General features: G+C 61.5%; 19 protein-coding genes, 1 pseudogene and 1 riboswitch. Of the genes and pseudogenes, 9 read left to right on the top strand and 11 right to left on the bottom strand.

The features are described 5' to 3' along the window. Nucleotides 1-69: 69 nt before the first annotated feature. The gene (locus ATN37_RS06435; RefSeq protein ID WP_007734687.1) at nucleotides 70-678 is read left to right on the top strand and encodes a TetR/AcrR family transcriptional regulator; all 609 of its coding nucleotides are present in this window, start codon (nucleotides 70-72) and stop codon (nucleotides 676-678) included. On the opposite strand, the gene ATN37_RS06430 is transcribed toward ATN37_RS06435, so the two are convergent. The 7 genes from ATN37_RS06430 to ATN37_RS06400 all read right to left on the bottom strand — a co-directional run bounded on the left by ATN37_RS06430 (nucleotide 636) and on the right by ATN37_RS06400 (nucleotide 7,574). Next, nucleotides 636-1,838 carry a CaiB/BaiF CoA-transferase family protein gene (locus ATN37_RS06430; RefSeq protein ID WP_217018458.1) on the bottom strand — a complete coding sequence of 401 codons (1,203 nt, stop codon included), beginning with the start codon at nucleotides 1,836-1,838 and terminating at the stop codon, nucleotides 636-638. The genes ATN37_RS06435 and ATN37_RS06430 overlap by 43 nt on opposite strands. A gap of 138 nt (nucleotides 1,839-1,976) precedes the next feature. Further along, the gene (locus ATN37_RS06425; protein WP_165639142.1) at nucleotides 1,977-2,837 is read right to left on the bottom strand and encodes a hypothetical protein; all 861 of its coding nucleotides are present in this window, start codon (nucleotides 2,835-2,837) and stop codon (nucleotides 1,977-1,979) included. 25 nt (nucleotides 2,838-2,862) lie between these two features. After that, complete coding sequence (locus tag ATN37_RS06420) at nucleotides 2,863-3,636, bottom strand: ABC transporter ATP-binding protein (protein WP_075832411.1); 774 nt, start codon at nucleotides 3,634-3,636, stop codon at nucleotides 2,863-2,865. Then, on the bottom strand, nucleotides 3,633-4,673 hold the full coding sequence (locus tag ATN37_RS06415) for an iron ABC transporter permease (RefSeq protein WP_042452436.1): 1,041 nt from the start codon (nucleotides 4,671-4,673) through the stop codon (nucleotides 3,633-3,635). The genes ATN37_RS06420 and ATN37_RS06415 overlap by 4 nt, the downstream gene beginning before the upstream one ends. Next, nucleotides 4,670-5,422 carry a trans-aconitate 2-methyltransferase gene (locus ATN37_RS06410; protein ID WP_217018459.1) on the bottom strand — a complete coding sequence of 251 codons (753 nt, stop codon included), beginning with the start codon at nucleotides 5,420-5,422 and terminating at the stop codon, nucleotides 4,670-4,672. Before ATN37_RS06410 ends, ATN37_RS06415 begins: the two co-directional genes overlap by 4 nt. Further along, entirely contained in the window at nucleotides 5,423-6,436 is a 1,014-nt protein-coding gene (locus tag ATN37_RS06405; RefSeq protein ID WP_042452430.1) for an ABC transporter substrate-binding protein, read from the bottom strand. Between the two features lie 57 nt (nucleotides 6,437-6,493). Next, a riboswitch (cobalamin riboswitch) is annotated at nucleotides 6,494-6,675 on the bottom strand. Between the two features lie 41 nt (nucleotides 6,676-6,716). Continuing rightward, entirely contained in the window at nucleotides 6,717-7,574 is an 858-nt protein-coding gene (locus ATN37_RS06400; RefSeq protein ID WP_217018460.1) for a siderophore-interacting protein, read from the bottom strand. A 156-nt stretch (nucleotides 7,575-7,730) separates the two neighbouring features. On the opposite strand from ATN37_RS06400, the gene ATN37_RS06395 reads away from it, so the two are divergent. Both ATN37_RS06395 and ATN37_RS06390 read left to right on the top strand, forming a co-directional pair. Beyond that, nucleotides 7,731-7,889, top strand: coding sequence for a hypothetical protein (locus tag ATN37_RS06395; protein ID WP_155419158.1), 159 nt, complete (start codon nucleotides 7,731-7,733; stop codon nucleotides 7,887-7,889). A gap of 166 nt (nucleotides 7,890-8,055) precedes the next feature. After that, nucleotides 8,056-8,847: an SDR family NAD(P)-dependent oxidoreductase gene (locus tag ATN37_RS06390; protein ID WP_217018461.1), complete on the top strand. Its 792-nt coding sequence runs from the start codon at nucleotides 8,056-8,058 to the stop codon at nucleotides 8,845-8,847. A gap of 50 nt (nucleotides 8,848-8,897) precedes the next feature. Here ATN37_RS06390 and ATN37_RS06385 read toward each other — a convergent pair whose 3' ends face one another. Continuing rightward, a complete protein-coding gene (locus ATN37_RS06385; protein ID WP_217018462.1) occupies nucleotides 8,898-10,238 on the bottom strand; it encodes a DUF1254 domain-containing protein in 1,341 nt (446 codons plus the stop codon). A gap of 101 nt (nucleotides 10,239-10,339) precedes the next feature. On the opposite strand from ATN37_RS06385, the gene ATN37_RS06380 reads away from it, so the two are divergent. The 4 genes from ATN37_RS06380 to ATN37_RS06365 all read left to right on the top strand — a co-directional run bounded on the left by ATN37_RS06380 (nucleotide 10,340) and on the right by ATN37_RS06365 (nucleotide 12,895). Beyond that, the gene (locus ATN37_RS06380) at nucleotides 10,340-10,741 is read left to right on the top strand and encodes a nuclear transport factor 2 family protein (protein ID WP_007734703.1); all 402 of its coding nucleotides are present in this window, start codon (nucleotides 10,340-10,342) and stop codon (nucleotides 10,739-10,741) included. 164 nt (nucleotides 10,742-10,905) lie between these two features. Continuing rightward, on the top strand, nucleotides 10,906-11,061 hold the full coding sequence (locus ATN37_RS06375) for a DUF6131 family protein (RefSeq protein WP_003945564.1): 156 nt from the start codon (nucleotides 10,906-10,908) through the stop codon (nucleotides 11,059-11,061). Nucleotides 11,062-11,196: 135 nt separating this feature from the next. Then, nucleotides 11,197-11,673, top strand: a complete 477-nt coding sequence (locus tag ATN37_RS06370) for a hypothetical protein (RefSeq protein ID WP_003945539.1) — start codon at nucleotides 11,197-11,199, stop codon at nucleotides 11,671-11,673. Between the two features lie 64 nt (nucleotides 11,674-11,737). After that, entirely contained in the window at nucleotides 11,738-12,895 is a 1,158-nt protein-coding gene (locus ATN37_RS06365) for an AI-2E family transporter (RefSeq protein WP_064688488.1), read from the top strand. A gap of 7 nt (nucleotides 12,896-12,902) precedes the next feature. Here the strand turns inward: ATN37_RS06365 and ATN37_RS06360 are convergent, their stop codons facing one another. Continuing rightward, complete coding sequence (locus ATN37_RS06360; protein WP_003945874.1) at nucleotides 12,903-13,118, bottom strand: hypothetical protein; 216 nt, start codon at nucleotides 13,116-13,118, stop codon at nucleotides 12,903-12,905. A gap of 187 nt (nucleotides 13,119-13,305) precedes the next feature. Between ATN37_RS06360 and ATN37_RS06355 the strand changes: the two genes are divergently transcribed. Further along, nucleotides 13,306-13,575 (top strand): DUF4235 domain-containing protein, encoded by a 270-nt coding sequence (locus ATN37_RS06355; RefSeq protein WP_218694927.1) that lies wholly within the window; start codon nucleotides 13,306-13,308, stop codon nucleotides 13,573-13,575. A gap of 22 nt (nucleotides 13,576-13,597) precedes the next feature. On the opposite strand, the gene ATN37_RS06350 is transcribed toward ATN37_RS06355, so the two are convergent. Further along, on the bottom strand, nucleotides 13,598-14,005 hold the full coding sequence (locus ATN37_RS06350) for a RidA family protein (protein WP_007734708.1): 408 nt from the start codon (nucleotides 14,003-14,005) through the stop codon (nucleotides 13,598-13,600). Between the two features lie 111 nt (nucleotides 14,006-14,116). On the opposite strand from ATN37_RS06350, the gene ATN37_RS06345 reads away from it, so the two are divergent. After that, nucleotides 14,117-14,332, top strand: coding sequence for a BldC family transcriptional regulator (locus ATN37_RS06345; RefSeq protein WP_003945782.1), 216 nt, complete (start codon nucleotides 14,117-14,119; stop codon nucleotides 14,330-14,332). A gap of 85 nt (nucleotides 14,333-14,417) precedes the next feature. On the opposite strand, the pseudogene ATN37_RS06340 reads toward ATN37_RS06345, so the two are convergent. Next, nucleotides 14,418-14,728: pseudogene (locus tag ATN37_RS06340) on the bottom strand (acetyl-CoA C-acyltransferase); the annotation flags it as partial.

Raw genomic sequence — 14,728 nt, 5'->3', positions numbered from 1 at the left:
TGTCTATATTCGATCGTCCTGTCAATGTTGAACTATGCTTCGTACAACAGTGCGAAGGAAGGGAACCCAATGCCTCCAGAAGACAGACGTGTCCGGCGTACCCGACGATTGCTGCGGGATGCCTTGGTCTCGCTCGTTCTGGAACGGGGATATGCCGGGATCACCGTCGAAGACATCACGGACCGCGCAGATTTGGGTCGGGCGACGTTCTATAGTCACTACACCGACAAAGACGATTTGCTCGGTCAAGTCGTGTCCGATCTGGCCGATGACCTGCAAGAGCGGCTCGGTCCACTCATTCCCGCCTCTTCGATCGGATTCACCGGCAAGCCTGTGCTCGAGATGTTCAGGCATGCCGCTGAGGAACGTGACGTCTACCGTGTGATCCTGCGTGGTGAGGGGGATGGCAAGGCGCTGCGAAAGTTCGTCGAAGACCGCAGCGTCGCCGCTGTGCGGATATTTTCCGCACGGGCAGAAGCGCTCGGGGTTACTCCGCGAATCGACATCGAAGTACTCTCGCGGGCATGGGTGGGTGAACAGATCGCGGTCATGCAGTGGTGGCTCGAGTCCGACCCGCCACCGCTGACGCCGGAAGAAGTCACCGAGATGCTGCTCGAACTTTCGTTGCGGGGACGTTACTGGTCTTCGGGTTTCGACGGCGAATTGAAATCCGAATAGCCGCTGTCACGTCTCGCCGTTGCCGCGGCGGCTTCGTCGAGAACCGACTCGGTGTGCTCGCCCACGTACGGAGTCGGAAGTCGAAAACTGTTCAGTCCCAAGCTGAATTGCGCCGGGAATCTCATCTGGGGCCAGCTTTCTCCGTTTTCGGTCGCGACCTCGCTGAACAGGTTTCGAGCGACGACATGGGGATCGCTCATCAGTTGTCCGGCGTCGGTGAACACCGGCGCCCACGGGGCATTGATCGCAGTCAACGATTTTTCCCACCACCCGTATGTGTGCGTACCGAAGGTGGTGACCAGGAGTTCCCGCAACTCTGCCTTGTGCTGTGTTCGGGTCCATCGATCGTCGTAGCGCAGTGTGTTCAGTGCCGGAAACTCAGCGCTGAATGCTGTGCGGAACTCGATCCAGAACTTGTCTTCGAAAGTGGCAAGTGAAAGCAAGCAACTGTCGGACGTCTCGAAAATGTCGTTGTCTCCCTGGACGGTCGGTGAATCGGTAGGGTTCTCGATATCGCGGATCATGAGCGCAAAAGGCGCGCACCAGGCGGTTGCAGCCTCGGCGAGGGAAATGTCTATGTGTTGTCCGCGTCCGTGCTTGTCCACGCTGGCGAGAGCAACCGAGATGGACAGTGCTGCGTACATCGAACCCACCAGATCACCGGCCCGGATACCAGGGCGGGTGACGACTCCGTCGGTGCACCCGGGAACTGCGAAAAAGCCGGAAAGGCCGAGGAAGTTCAATTCGTGCCCCGGCTTGTCGGCATAGGGTCCGGACTGCCCGTAACCGGTGATCGAACATAATACGATGCGTGGGTTGGCTTTTCGAAGTACGTCGTAGCCGAGTCCCATGCCTGCCAGTACCTGTGGCCGGAACCCCTCGACCACTGCATCTGCAGTCTCGACTAGTCGAAGGAACGTCTCGCGATCGGATTCGAGACGGAGATCGAGCGCGATCGATCGCTTGTTCCTGTTCAACGAGGCCATCCGTTCACCAGCTGCCCGCGTGGGATCAGGTCGCTTCGGGTTCTCGACCTTGACCACGTCGGCGCCCAGATCTGCGAGCAGCGTCGTCGCAAACGGGCCGGGCAGAAGGCGAGAGAGGTCGAGAACGCGCTTGCCGTGTAAGAAACTCCATTCCGACGTGTTGTCACTGTCCATGTTCACACTCCGAAGGCTGTCGAGGCAGTGGCCGATAGCGCCAAACCCTCATCGGCATGGCGTTGTCCGTAGCTGCTGGATCCCAGGATGATCAACCTGATCGATAATTGGCAGACTATCGATTAATGAACAGGATGTCTACGAATTGATTGCGGCGAGGTTTTGTTCTGCTTTGTCGACGCGACGCTCAGCAACACGGAGTTCCTTCTCGGATTCTCGAACCGCAGCGTCACTGGTCTTCTCGGCGTTCCGTGCGAACTGCCGTTGCTGCTCAGCGTGCTCGAGTTCGGTGCGCAGTTCTTCAACGCGCCGTTCGACGTCGGAAAGCGTCGTTCTGGCTTCCTGGAGTTCGGCGGTCTCGGACTTCACCCGGCGGCGGATCTCGTCGGCCTGCGCCGTGGCTTCCTTCAATTCTGCTTTTGCTCTGGCTTGTTCGGCCTTCGGTTCCGGAGTTTTCGACTTCGGAGTCGTCGGCTCTTCAATCGCGGCGTGCTGCGGTGATTTCTCATTCACCACGGCGAGCCCGGCGGGTCCGAAACCGCTGTAACTCGCCGCGGTCACGACCCGTCCGAGTCGAACCTGCGCGGCAGTCTCCTCATCGGCCAGAGCGGCATTGAGGGTCTGCGCGACATCACGTAAAGCATCCTCGCCGACGCTTTTTCCCCGTGAAGCCGCGATATCACCGGATTTGTGGGCGAGACTCCGCACCACCTGCTGCCTCTGTGTCGTCAGCCGTCGCAAGTCCGGGCCCGAGAGATGGCGTTGAGCGTCGCGTAGCGATTCGCCAAGCGCGAGAAGTGCATCCAGATCCTCTGGTGCATCGCGCGAGATGAGATTGACCAACCACCCCACGGTGGTCGGCTTCCGAAGTTTGCCGATTTCCGCGGCCAATGTGCGGTCGTTGTCCTCCCGGGCGGCCTTCACATGATGTGTACGTGCCTCGACGAACTCGCCGGGGTCGAGCCCGTACAGTTCGTTGGCGACATCATCGAGGGTCACGTATCCATATTGGCACTCGGAACGGTTACATGTGGCAAGGCGGAAGGTAGCGCACGGTAGGTACTCCGCCGGGACCGTCCAGGCGAACCTCGGCGTCGACCTGGTAGACCTCGGCTATCAGGTCAGCGGTGAGGACCTCGGTCGGGCTTCCGTGGGCAACGATGGATCCCCGGTTCAGCATCACTATCGAATCGCAGAACATGGCGGCCAGATTCAGATCGTGCAATGCCATGATCGTGGTGGTGGGGAGGCGTCGCACGAGCGCGAGCAATTCGAGTTGATGGTTGATGTCCAGGTGATTGGTCGGCTCGTCGAGTAGCAACTCATGAGGTTCCTGAGCGAGGGCGCGCGCGATCTGGACGCGTTGGCGCTCCCCGCCGGACAGGGTGTGCCACGACCGGTCCAGCATGCCGGCGAGATCGGTGTGTTCGATCGCTGCCCGAACGGCGTCGCGATCGGAATCCGACTGCCCACCCCACAGTCCGCGGTGCGGTGTGCGTCCGAGTTCGACTACCTCCGCGACCGTCAGATCGATCTCGGTGTTGCTGTGCTGATCAACGGTCGCGATCCGACGCGCGACGTCGCGGCGTTTCCAGTCGGACAACGGGGTTCGGTCCAGGGTCACGACACCGGATGTCGGACGATTGTGCCCGGCAAGCAGTTTCAGCAGCGTCGATTTCCCCGAACCGTTGGGGCCGAGAAGCCCCACCGTACTTCCGGTTGTAGGCGAGACGTCGAGGTCGTCGACTATGAGCGCCCCGCCGACCCGCCAACTGACGCCGGTAGCTTCGAGTGTCATGGCCTGGCCTTCCGTCTCCAGAGGATGACGGCAAACGCAGGCACACCGACCAGCGCGGTCACCACACCGGCCGGGAGTTCCTGCGGCGCAATGGCTGTGCGTGCCACAGCGTCGACCCAGACAAGGAAGATGGAGCCGATCAGTGCGGACGCGGGCAGGAGTCGGCGGTGGTTCGAACCGACGAGAGCCCGCGCCGCGTGCGGGAGGACCAGGCCCACGAAGCCGATGGCGCCTGCGACGCTCACGATCACTGCGGTCATCAAGGCTGTTGCCAACAACAGGGTCACACGCACCCGCCACACGTTCACCCCCAGCGACGACGCCGCGTCCTCGCCGAAGGCAAAGGCGTCGAGTGCGCGGGAGTGAGTCAGACAGACCACGAGGCCGACTGCGACCACCGCAGCGCAGAGTGCGACGTCGAGCCAGTCGGCGCCGCCGAGTGAGCCCAGGAGCCAGAACATCACGCCGCGGGTCTGCTCGGGATCGGCCGAGGTGATGACGATGAACGAGGTGAGCGCGGAGAACAGTTGGGTCGCGGCGACACCGGCCAGGATCACCCGATCCGGCGTGCCGCCGGCCGCATGGGCGAGCAGCAACACAAGGGCGAAGGAGATCACCGCGCCGATGAAGGCGCCGCTCGACAAGCCGATCACTCCCGACCCGACTCCGAGGATCACGATCAGTACGGCACCGGTCGAGGCGCCGGACGAGATACCGAGGACAAACGGATCGGCCAGCGGATTGCGAAGCAGCGACTGCATGATCGCACCGCACAACCCGAGACCGGCACCGCAGAGCGCGGCGAGCAGGGTACGCGGCAGACGGAGGTCCCAGACGATGCCGTCACGGATAGGGGTGACGTCCGCCGCGGTACCGCCGAGATGGCCGACGACGATCGAAGCCACCTCACCGACCGACAGACCGGCCGGCCCCAACGTGATTGCCACGGCAGCCGATCCGGCCAGCGTGACAACACCGATCATCCACAGCAGGGTGACGGTCGTCGGGTTGTCACGCAGCCGAACTCTTGTCGTCATCTCACGCCGTAGACCACGTAGTCGTCGAACAGCTGCCAGACCGTCCCCGACTCCCGAAAACCTGCTTGCGCGAGCGCCGCCAACTGGAAGTCGACGGCCGTGGGCGCAGTGGCGTCACGTCCGGCGAATCTGCGCTCTCGCTCGTCGGTCATTGGTCCGATGCCGGGAGTTGCCCGCAACTCCTCCCACCAGCTCTCCCACTCGGGAGCACCGGCAGCAAAGGCGGAGCGTTGCGTCTGCTCGTCGTGAGCCTTCGCCCATCGCCCGATGACAGGGAAGCGGCTGTCGAAACGAAAGTGATCACCGTTGAGCAGGACTCCGTCCGGACTCAGCAGTTCGCGGCACTGCCGGTACACCTCGACGAGCTGCTGCGGTTGCAACCAGTGCAGCGCGGTTGTCGACACTATCGCCTGAACCGGCGCAGCCACCGAATTCGGCCAATCGGCTCCCGCCAGATCTGCGTCGATCAGCTGCAGTCGGTCACCGAAACGCGTCGACGACTGGCGGGCGAGCTCCAGCAGCATCGGGTCGTAGTCGATCCCCACAACGCTCGCATGCTCGAACTTCTCGAGAATTCGGGCGCTCAGTGAACCCGGCCCGCAGGCCAGGTCGACAACCGTGAACGGGGTGTGCGCGTGCTGCAATTCGAGAACGTCGAGAATCACGTCGAAGCGCTTCTCACGGTCGGCGATGTATGCCGCCTGCTGGTCGTCCCACCGACGCACCAGTTCACAGATCTCCGCGGACATCTAGACCACACCCAACTGGCGCAGCCCGTCGGAGAGCTGTTCGATGCCACCGACATTGCGGATCGAGGGATCCATCGTCGTTCCTTCGAGGATGATGTAACGCTTGTTCTTCACTGCGGTGAGCTTGCTGGCGACCGGGTCCGATTCGAGGAACGCGATCTTGTCTGCGGCACTGTCGCCGTCTCCACCGCGGTCGAGATCTGCGAGCACCAGCACGGTCGGGTCTCGATCGAGCACACTCTCCCAACCGATTTCGGGCCAATACTGCTTGTTGTCGTCGAAGGCGTTCTTCGCACCCACCGCGTCGGTCATGATTCCCGGTGCACCGCAGCACCCGGCGAAGTACGGAGTCTTCGTGGCTGCGTACCACCACGCCAGCGTCACGTTCTCAGCTCCCAGTGCCGCCGTGGCGGTGGCCGCGCGATCCTTCAAACTCTCGGTGAGCTCGACACCTTTGTCCTTGGCATCGAACAGTGTTGCCACGTCGTCGATTTCGTCGTACAAGTCGTCGAGCGTGAGGGCCTTGCTCTGCTCGGCATCCTGACCGGTGCACTCGCTGGGTGACTGATATGTCGCGACACCGAGGTCGGTGAACTTGATCCGGTCGGCGATGCCCTCCGAGGTGAACGTGTAGTTGAACGTCGTGTAGACCATGTCCGGTTCGCGTTCGAGGACACTTTCGAATGACGGGAACTCGGTGTCGAACGCCTGGACCTGACCACGCGCCTCGCGCAGTTCGGGGAGGACATCGTCATCGCTCATGGCGTACCCGGCCATCCGGTCCTGCACTCCCAGCGCGAACAGCATCTCTGCTGCAGGTTGATTTACCGCGATTGCCCGTTCGATCGGTCGCTCCACCGTGACGTCTCGGCCACAGTTCTGGACTGTCACGCGCGATTGTTCGGAAGAGTTGGATTGTCGGGCAGCACTGTCGTCGGAGGAGCAGGCAACCAACGACGCGCTCAACAGGGCAGCGACGGCGGCGGCGGGTAGGCGAAGTCTGGACAGACGCATGGAATCTCGTTCTCGCAGGGGCTCGTTCGCGGAGCCCGTTACCGTGTGAACAGGCGCCTGTTGACCCCTGCTGCCAGCCGGTATTCGGACTCGAGATCGCCCCACCCGAGCGCCTTCCCAGATTCTCATCCAGTGGCGTAAGCCCGGGCGGTCACCCTCACCGCTGCGCGTCAGTTCCGGATTCACACCGGATTCCCTGACCCCCTGTGTGGAGGTCCGCTGGCACAGAGGAACTTATCACCGCAGTGCACCGCCGGTCAGGTCGGCTGGTGTGAGGCAATCAGATCTCGATGGCCAGGTCGTCGATGTCGGTGAGGGTTCCGCCGTCGGCGAGGATGCGCTCGTAGTTCTCGCGTCGACGGAGGTCGATTTCGGTGTTGCTGACGCCCTCCTTCCAATATCCGAATATCGCGACGTCGTTTTTGTCGAGTCCGACGGTCGATCGAAAGTGCTTCCGGATTGCGCGCATCTCGTTGCGTTCACCGGCGCCCCACACGACGTAGCTCGCGGGATTGGCGAGCTCGCGTGCTCGTACCGCCAGTGGGCCGTCGGGCTCGGCCGGATCTGCGCTCACGCGGTGAAGCTCCAGGCCGGGGAGGGCGGGCAGTTCGGCGAAGGCGACCTCGTCATCTGTTGTGACCCAGCCGATTCCGACGACGTCGGTAGGTAACTGCTCGATGATCGAGTGCAATGCGGGTATTGCGGTGCCGTCCAGAAAAAGTGCGATACGTCGACCAGGAACATCAGGGATCAAGAAGTGTGGCCGCGGACCGGTGAGGCCGAAGGTGTCACCGACGGCCAACGCTGCTGCCCACCTCATCATCGGACTGGTCTGTCCGTGCAGGACCACATCGACGACGATCGATCCGCTCGCTGAATCGTAGGAACGCACCGTGTACACGCGCGAAGCGTCGTCGAAGGCCGGCCCGAGATTCATGCGTACGGTCACATTCGGGCGTGACCAGGTCGGATCGTCGGTCGACTCCGTCAAACGAGCCGTGATCCGCAGCAGGTGATCGCTCGGTCGCTCCAGTGCTTCGACGATCGCGAGAACGTCGTTGAGTCCGCGATTGTGGTCAGCGGTCCGTAGGACGGTCGTCGGGGGAGTTGTTGTGCGCGAGGCGTCTGCATGTGTCATCGACTGTGCTCCTGGATCGGGTTTTCGGGATGCCGCCAGGTTAGTGCTGCCTAAGTCGAGCGAGTTGTCCAGAAGTGACATCTGATTACCTGAATGATTCGGGTCTCGAAACGACGCGGTTGAGCGAGTGGTGCCGGCGCTGCTACCGTGCCTGTGATGTCCATACGCCGCTGTTCTCTCGCTTCCGGCCGTGCACTGCGCACGGCCCGATTCGGCGTAGCGACTTTCCGACGTGGGCGTAAGGCGATCGACCGCCGCCCGTCCGGTCTTGTCTGGATCGAAAGAGCCTTGGCCGCACCGGCCGGATCCGTCTGACATTCGCCACTTCGGCGAGCATTGCCTCGCCGGGATTTTGCAGTGCCACACCTGTTGCAGTGCTGCGCATTTCCCGTACCTGAGATTTCTCGCGGGTGAGTTGTGAGTGTCGGCGCCACCGAGCCTGGAATGCCAGCCAACTCGTTTTCGTGAAAGGTACACAGCAATGAATCGTTTCGAAGGTCGTCGTATTCTCGTCACCGGCGCAGGATCTGGAATCGGGCAGGCCACCGCGCTGCGGTTGCTCGCCGAAGGTGGCCGCGTGGTCGCTGCCGACATCTCCGAGCAGGGTTTGGCGAACACCCGGAAATCGGCAGAACATGCTTCGACGGAGGATCGCCTCGACACCCTCGTCGTCGATATCGGTGACGAGGGTTCCGTCATCAGGGTTGTGGGTCAGGCGATTTCGTCTCTCGGGAGATTGGACGTACTGGTCAACGCCGCCGGGATACTGCGTGGTGGGCACACCCACGAGACCTCGCTGGACCTGTGGAATCAGGTGCTCTCCGTGAATTTGACGGGCACTTTCCTCGTTACCCGCCAGGCACTGCCGGCTCTCCTTGCCACCGGCAACGCAGTCGTGGTGAATTTCAGTTCCACCTCCGCGGCCTTCGCGCACCCGTACATGGCCGCGTATGCCGCAAGTAAGGGAGGAATCCAGTCCTTCACTCACGCACTGGCTCTCGAATACGGCAAGCAGGGTCTGCGTGCCGTCGCGTTGGCTCCGGGCAGTGTGAAGAGCGGGATCACCGACACTACGGCGTCGTACTTGCCGGAAGACACCGACTGGTCGCTCTTCGGCAAGTTGTCACCGATTCTGAGCACTGATCTGGAGTCCGGTGGTGCCCCCATGGCCGGGCCGGAAAGTGTTGCGGGAGTTATCGCGATGTTGGCATCCGACGATGGTGCCTTCATCACTGGCACGGAGATCCGGATCGACGGCGGCACGCACGCCTGATTCTGCGTCCGTCTGACGGCCCGCACAGGCAGGCCGTCAGACGCGAGCCGTCATTCTCGCGAGCGAGTGATGGCGGGGACGACGTAGGACTGATCGAGCACGGCGGGCGAAGGTTCGTACATTCTCAGTACCGGTCGGAAATCCCCGCGCGGTGCGGGCAGCCAGTTTGCCTTCGCCGTGGGATCTTTCGGCTCCTCGTGGCTGATCGTGATCGTCAACGCACCGTCGGCGTCGTGGACGATTCCTGGAGTGCGGTCGCCGATCGAGTATCGGTCGACGGGGTTCGCCACGAGGAAGAAGTCCGGCACCGAGTACATCGTCAGCGACCAGAAGGCGCTCACCGGCGGAGTGGGGTCGAGTCTTATTGTGTAGGTGTGGGTTCCGTTCAACTGCTCGCCCTGATCGTCGACGTAGGTCATGATGTACGCCGCTTCGTAAGGGTGGTTGCCCCACAGCCCGCCCTTGGCAGCCGCGGCGCGTTCGACGATGCGCAACTTGGGATCGGCGATCTTGAATTGTGAATCGTCGATTGTGCCGACCTCGAAGTAGTCGTGGTTGTAGTCGAAGGCGTGGAATGTGAGCTTCCATCCGTTGACTTCGGGGCTGGAGCCTTTCGTGAGGGCCTCGAGCAGGTTCTTCTCACCGATCGTCAATCCGTCAGCCAACGCGGCTGCCTCGTCGGCAGACAGCGATACGTAGGGAGAGGCCCCGTGCTCGGTGATTCCGATCAGGGAGAAGGAATCCTGGAGTTCTCGATCTCGCGGGGCCGGCGGAAACGCCTGTGACCAGATGCGGAGTTTCTCGAGGAACAGGAGGTCCTGGCTTACCCCGGGTTCGGGCACTGGGAGACCCGCCGAGTTTCCGGTGGAGTCGACGACGGTCAGTGTGGTGGCGTCCTGCAAGGCGTGCACCGCAGGGAGGTCGTCGTCGCCACCGCATGCCCACCGGCCCACGATCGACGCAATGTTCGTGGGAAATCTGATCACCGTGGTCTGGTCCGCCGGGGTTCCCGTCCAGGTGGGTGGGACGAGAAGGAAGTCTCCGCTCTTCGTGCCGGTGGCCCGATGCCCGACGTAAGCGAAATTGTTTGTCCAGGCGTCCACGAACTGGAGGACGTAGTAACGGCCATCGGTATCGGGGACGTGCAGCGCAACGGGGCCGACAGAGAGATCGATCTGCGCCATGGAATACACGGTGTCGTTGTTGATCGTGACGAAAGTGTCTGCCGGCCCGGCCAGTGTGCGGGCGTGGCTGAAGGTGTTGAAAGGTGCGGCGGGGTTCGCTCCGACACCGTTGTGAACATACCGATGGACCTGGTCGAGATTGAAAACGAGGGGAAATCCGTAGATATACGCCTGAGCTGCAAGCTCGGTGCGACTGGTGTCTGTCATCTCTGCCCTCTCGTCGTGCACGTCGGTTCGAAGTCCACCCTGCGGGAACCCTGCCGTCGGGGCATCACCCGCCGAGGGTGACGACGGTAGAGGGAGAAGACATGTCGGATCAGGAGAGTGCGGCATTGGTCGCTGTCGCAGACGAGTGGAACGTCGCGATGTGCTCGAACGACGCCGAACGGATCGGCGATTTCATGGCAGACGACTGGGTGATCGTCTCGGAATCCGGAGTGTCGACCAAAGCGGAGTTCCTGGGCTTCGTGGCCTCGGGCGACTTGACTCATTCGGCGATGGACCGCGTCGGGAGCGCTCGCGTGCGTTTCTTCGGTGACGTCGCACTGTTCACTACGCGGATCGTCAATACCGCGCACTACGGCGGCAGACAATACGACGCCGACGAGTGGACCACCGACGTGTTCGCGCGGCGAGACGGTCGTTGGTGCTGCGTGTTGAGCCACATCACGCCGGCGGTCGAGGCGAAGATCGAGGACGTGGAACTATGACGTAGAGATAAGAGAAAGGCTGATGTTTTAACGGTGACACTATTGGGTAGTAATACGAGTTTCGCATTTATGAATGTATTTATCGGATTTATCGATTGTGAAGTTTCTGTAGTAGCGTCAGTTGAGTAGATCATTTTGATACGCATACCGGATGAGGTTCTCACATGATTGTTCTCGGCATTATTCTGGCGTTGATCGGCTTTTTCACGGGGTTGAGCATTCTGACCACCGTCGGCATCATCTTGGTCGTCGTAGGTGCAGTTTTGTCCATCCTCGGTGCTACCGGGCGCGCAGTGGGCGGACGAAAAGTCTGGTATTGATCAATACTGCGCGAGTAGCTGAGAAGGCGGTACCCGATCTCTTCGGAGATCGGGTACCGCTTTTTGTGCTCCAACTGGTTTTCGGTCTCTCTACCCCAAATTATCGATCTGAGCGGCATCGGGTAAACATGAAGGATGCTTTCTCGAGACCATGACGAAGAGAAATCTGCCGAGCGATTCAGATTCCCTCGCAGATGGAATCAGGTTGACGAATCGCGCCGCGGTTTGGTGTTGGCGTGGGTGGCCTTCACGTTGACGTTCGGCGGAGCACGTCTGGTGACGTGGTTGATCCAGATCGACACCAGAGACGTCGGCGACATCAGCGCCGGTGGCACTCATCTGCATCACTATTTATGGGGAATTCTGCTGTTGGCCGGGGTGGCGATCTTCGGACTCGTAGACCGAAGCCCTCGCGCAAGAACATGGATGGGCATCGCGTTGGGCATCGCACTCGGGCTCATCGTCGACGAGGCTGCGTTACTGATCACTCTCGACGACGTCTACTGGCAGAGCGACGGTTGGCCCAGCATCGCCATCGCTGTGTCGATCATCGGAGTGGTAGGAACCGGTCTCGCGCTGACCCGAAGCGGAGCGGAGAAGCCTCGAGGTTGATCCGGCCACGGCACGGGTACTCACTCCCGTGCCGGGAAGTCGCGCGGATCGTGAGGTGGCTTGAATGGATCCCAGTTCCGCGGACACCTCACCGGATTCCGACAGTGAAGTCAAAGCTGCAGATCCGATGGCGGAAGCCGAACGTGAAGCCGCAGCATTGGCGACTCCCGTCCGGCCGCTGGGCGAACCGGGGCCGAGGTTCGATCGTCGTTCACCGTTCTTCATCGGTCTGAGCGCGGCGGCCGGTGTTGCCGTGACGTACGCGGTGATCGAAGTGCTCCTGGCGGCGCGAGGCATGCTGATCCTGATCGTGGTCGCGCTGTTTCTCGCGGTGGGCATCGAACCGATGATCGTCTGGCTGGAGCGGAGACATTTCCGACGCTGGATCGCAGTCACCGTGGTACTCCTCGGAATTGCAGTGATGTTGGCGCTGTTTCTGGTTGCTGCGATCACCCCGCTGGTCGAGCAGGGACGTCAGTTCGCATCACACGCTCCCGAACTTCTGACACACATTCGTGACCGGTATCCGATCGTCAGCGACCTCGACGAGAAGTATCACCTCGAGGAGCACCTCACCACCCAACTGGACGGTTCGGGGTCTGCGCTCGCGACGGGTTTGCTCGGAGCGGGGCGGGCGGTGTTCAGCGCAGTCGCCGACGCTGGAATCGTTGCTGTACTGACGACGTACTTCTTGATCGACTACCCACGAATCCGCACGAATCTGTATCGGCTGGTGCCACATTCGCGGCGGCCACGAGCAATCGCCATCGGTGATCAGATACTGGCAGGTGTGGGTGGGTACGTCCTCGGCAATGTTCTGATCTCCGTGATCACCGCAGTGTGCACCTTCGTGTGGTTGTTGATCTTCGACGTGCCGTATCCGTTGATCCTGGCGCTGCTGGTCGCTCTGCTCGATCTGATCCCGATAGTCGGTTCCACGATCGCAGGGGTTGTCGTCGCCCTGGTCTCCCTGACAGTCTCTGTCCCAACGGCATTGGCGACAGTTGCGTTCTTCATTGCGTTACGTCTGCTCGAGGACTACCTGCTCGTTCCGAAGATCATCGGGAAGACGGTAGCGGTCCCGGCACTGGTGACCGTTGTCGCGGTTCTGTTGGGTGGAGCGTTGCTCGGTATTGTCGGTGCGTTGCTGGCGATTCCGGTCGCTGCGGCCTTGCTGCTGCTTGCAAGGGAGACGCTCTTTCCGCGCCTCGACGCTTCTTGACCGGCTTCTATCGGACGCTTCGCGCGCGACGCCGAGAACCAGGATTCGGCTTGGGGCACATCCGAGTCGGGATGGTTTCTCCCTCGGCGGTGATACGGAATACCGAGACTTTCTCGCTACAACCGTGATTCAGATCGACCGCGTATGCGATTGCGGCGCGATCCGAGACGAAATCTTCCATCACCGTTGTACCGTCCGGTAGTTCGATTCTGTAGTTTTCCATGACTTACACAACCTTCTTTCGCTAAGACGATCCTACCCGGCTCGAGAAGTGGCAAACCCGTGGAACACAACGTGCGACAGTCGTCTTCGTGCCTTGCCGGAGCAATGTTTCGACACCTCGCCTGCTGGGTAGTGAGAGTCGGTCAGCCGCTCAGGCGGTACGTATCGAACCACGGAGGATCCGCGCAATGAGCGCAGTATCGAAAGCGATGTACAAGCCACTCTCACCGGCGACCAGCGTCCTGGGCGGCATCTTGGCCGGCGCTGTCTTCCAGCAGGTGTGGAAGCGCATCGGTGACGACAAGAATGCGCCCGAGCCCAAAGACTTGAGCAGGTCGAGCAAGGAAGTCCTGATCGCCGCAGCCCTGCAGGGAGCCATCTTCGCTGTTGTGCGAGCCGCAGTGGATCGTGCGGGGGCAAAGGGCTACCGGGCCCTTGCTCACGAAGATCCTCGGTAGGAACGCCCGGTTCGGTTCGAGTTCAGTCGACGACGGCCGCGATTGCCTCGATCTCGACCAGTTGATCGTCGTAACCGAGAACGGTCACACCCATCAGAGTGCTCGGGGCGTCGTGATCACCGAACGCGTCGCGGACTACCTCCCACGCCGCAACGAGGTCGGCTTGATTGCTCGACGCCACCAGGACGCGGGTGTTGATCACGTCGGTGATGGACGCGCCCGCGTCCGAGAGAGCTGTTCTCAGGTTGTCGACGGCCTTGGCTGCCTGTCCTGCGTAGTCACCGATGGCGGCAGTAGAGCCGTCCTCGTTCAACGGGCAGGATCCGGCCAGGAAGATCAGTCGTGCATCGGCGGGAGCCGTTGCTGCATAGGCATATTCAGCCACCGAAGAGAGTGACGTGGAACGGATCAGAGTTACCGACTTCGACATTATTTCCCCAAGGAATAGTAAAGTTTTGCAGCGAGTCTTTCACAGCACGCCAGGGGTTGCCAATTCATCGTCGGACCCATCCCTTCAGTCGGCAGCTACGAATGACTGCCAATGAGCCGAGAAGAAGAACACACAGCACCTGTCGACGAGTGGCTGACGACCAAACAGGTTGCAGCACTGTTCCACGTCGACAGGACCACGGTGTCCAGATGGGCGAGGGAGGGCAAAGTCGGCACTCTGAGAACGCTTGGCGGGCATCGGAGGTACCGGCGATCGGAGATCGAGACGTTGCTGCGTAACCGCTCGACGACGCTCGATCACCAATAACCTTCGGCACGAAACAGACAGGTCGCCGAGCATGATGAGGGCTCGGCGACCTGTCTGGTCAGCAGGAAGTAATCAGGCCTTNNNNGCTTCGTTGATTTCGACGAGGTCGAGGTCGGTGGGGTCGATGCCTTCCTTCGCGCAGGCCTTGGCGATGGCCCGGGCGGGTTGGGACTGGAGGGTGGAGTCGGGTCCGGCGACGACGCCGTGGGCGCCGATTTCCGCGATCCAGGTCAGGCCGAGTTCTTCGGCTTTGGTTTTGCTCATCACGATCACGGCGGCGGCGCCGTCGGAGATCGGGGAGGCGGAGCCGGCGGTGATGGTGCCGTCCTTGCTGAACGCGGGACGCAGTTTGCCGAGGGATTCGGTGGTGGTGTCGGCGCGGATGCCTTCGTCCTG

This window comes from Rhodococcus sp. MH15 (genome assembly GCF_019266045.1).
GTDB lineage: Bacteria > Actinomycetota > Actinomycetes > Mycobacteriales > Mycobacteriaceae > Rhodococcus_F > Rhodococcus_F qingshengii.
Note: the sequence above shows the minus strand (reverse complement) of the source record. Positions and strands in the feature narration are given on the sequence as shown.

Bases quoted from the DNA above. Each gene is read 5' to 3' on its own strand.
- ATN37_RS06435 (WP_007734687.1), top strand. From the start codon at position 70: ATGCCTCCAGAAGACAGACGTGTCCGGCGTACCCGACGATTGCTGCGG.
- ATN37_RS06430 (WP_217018458.1), bottom strand. From the start codon at position 1,838: ATGGACAGTGACAACACGTCGGAATGGAGTTTCTTACACGGCAAGCGC.
- ATN37_RS06420 (WP_075832411.1), bottom strand. From the start codon at position 3,636: ATGACACTCGAAGCTACCGGCGTCAGTTGGCGGGTCGGCGGGGCGCTC.
- ATN37_RS06415 (WP_042452436.1), bottom strand. From the start codon at position 4,673: ATGACGACAAGAGTTCGGCTGCGTGACAACCCGACGACCGTCACCCTG.
- ATN37_RS06410 (WP_217018459.1), bottom strand. From the start codon at position 5,422: ATGTCCGCGGAGATCTGTGAACTGGTGCGTCGGTGGGACGACCAGCAG.
- ATN37_RS06405 (WP_042452430.1), bottom strand. From the start codon at position 6,436: ATGCGTCTGTCCAGACTTCGCCTACCCGCCGCCGCCGTCGCTGCCCTG.
- ATN37_RS06400 (WP_217018460.1), bottom strand. From the start codon at position 7,574: ATGACACATGCAGACGCCTCGCGCACAACAACTCCCCCGACGACCGTC.
- ATN37_RS06395 (WP_155419158.1), top strand. From the start codon at position 7,731: ATGTCCATACGCCGCTGTTCTCTCGCTTCCGGCCGTGCACTGCGCACG.
- ATN37_RS06390 (WP_217018461.1), top strand. From the start codon at position 8,056: ATGAATCGTTTCGAAGGTCGTCGTATTCTCGTCACCGGCGCAGGATCT.
- ATN37_RS06385 (WP_217018462.1), bottom strand. From the start codon at position 10,238: ATGACAGACACCAGTCGCACCGAGCTTGCAGCTCAGGCGTATATCTAC.
- ATN37_RS06380 (WP_007734703.1), top strand. From the start codon at position 10,340: ATGTCGGATCAGGAGAGTGCGGCATTGGTCGCTGTCGCAGACGAGTGG.
- ATN37_RS06375 (WP_003945564.1), top strand. From the start codon at position 10,906: ATGATTGTTCTCGGCATTATTCTGGCGTTGATCGGCTTTTTCACGGGG.
- ATN37_RS06370 (WP_003945539.1), top strand. From the start codon at position 11,197: ATGCTTTCTCGAGACCATGACGAAGAGAAATCTGCCGAGCGATTCAGA.
- ATN37_RS06365 (WP_064688488.1), top strand. From the start codon at position 11,738: ATGGATCCCAGTTCCGCGGACACCTCACCGGATTCCGACAGTGAAGTC.
- ATN37_RS06360 (WP_003945874.1), bottom strand. From the start codon at position 13,118: ATGGAAAACTACAGAATCGAACTACCGGACGGTACAACGGTGATGGAA.
- ATN37_RS06355 (WP_218694927.1), top strand. From the start codon at position 13,306: ATGAGCGCAGTATCGAAAGCGATGTACAAGCCACTCTCACCGGCGACC.
- ATN37_RS06350 (WP_007734708.1), bottom strand. From the start codon at position 14,005: ATGTCGAAGTCGGTAACTCTGATCCGTTCCACGTCACTCTCTTCGGTG.
- ATN37_RS06345 (WP_003945782.1), top strand. From the start codon at position 14,117: ATGAGCCGAGAAGAAGAACACACAGCACCTGTCGACGAGTGGCTGACG.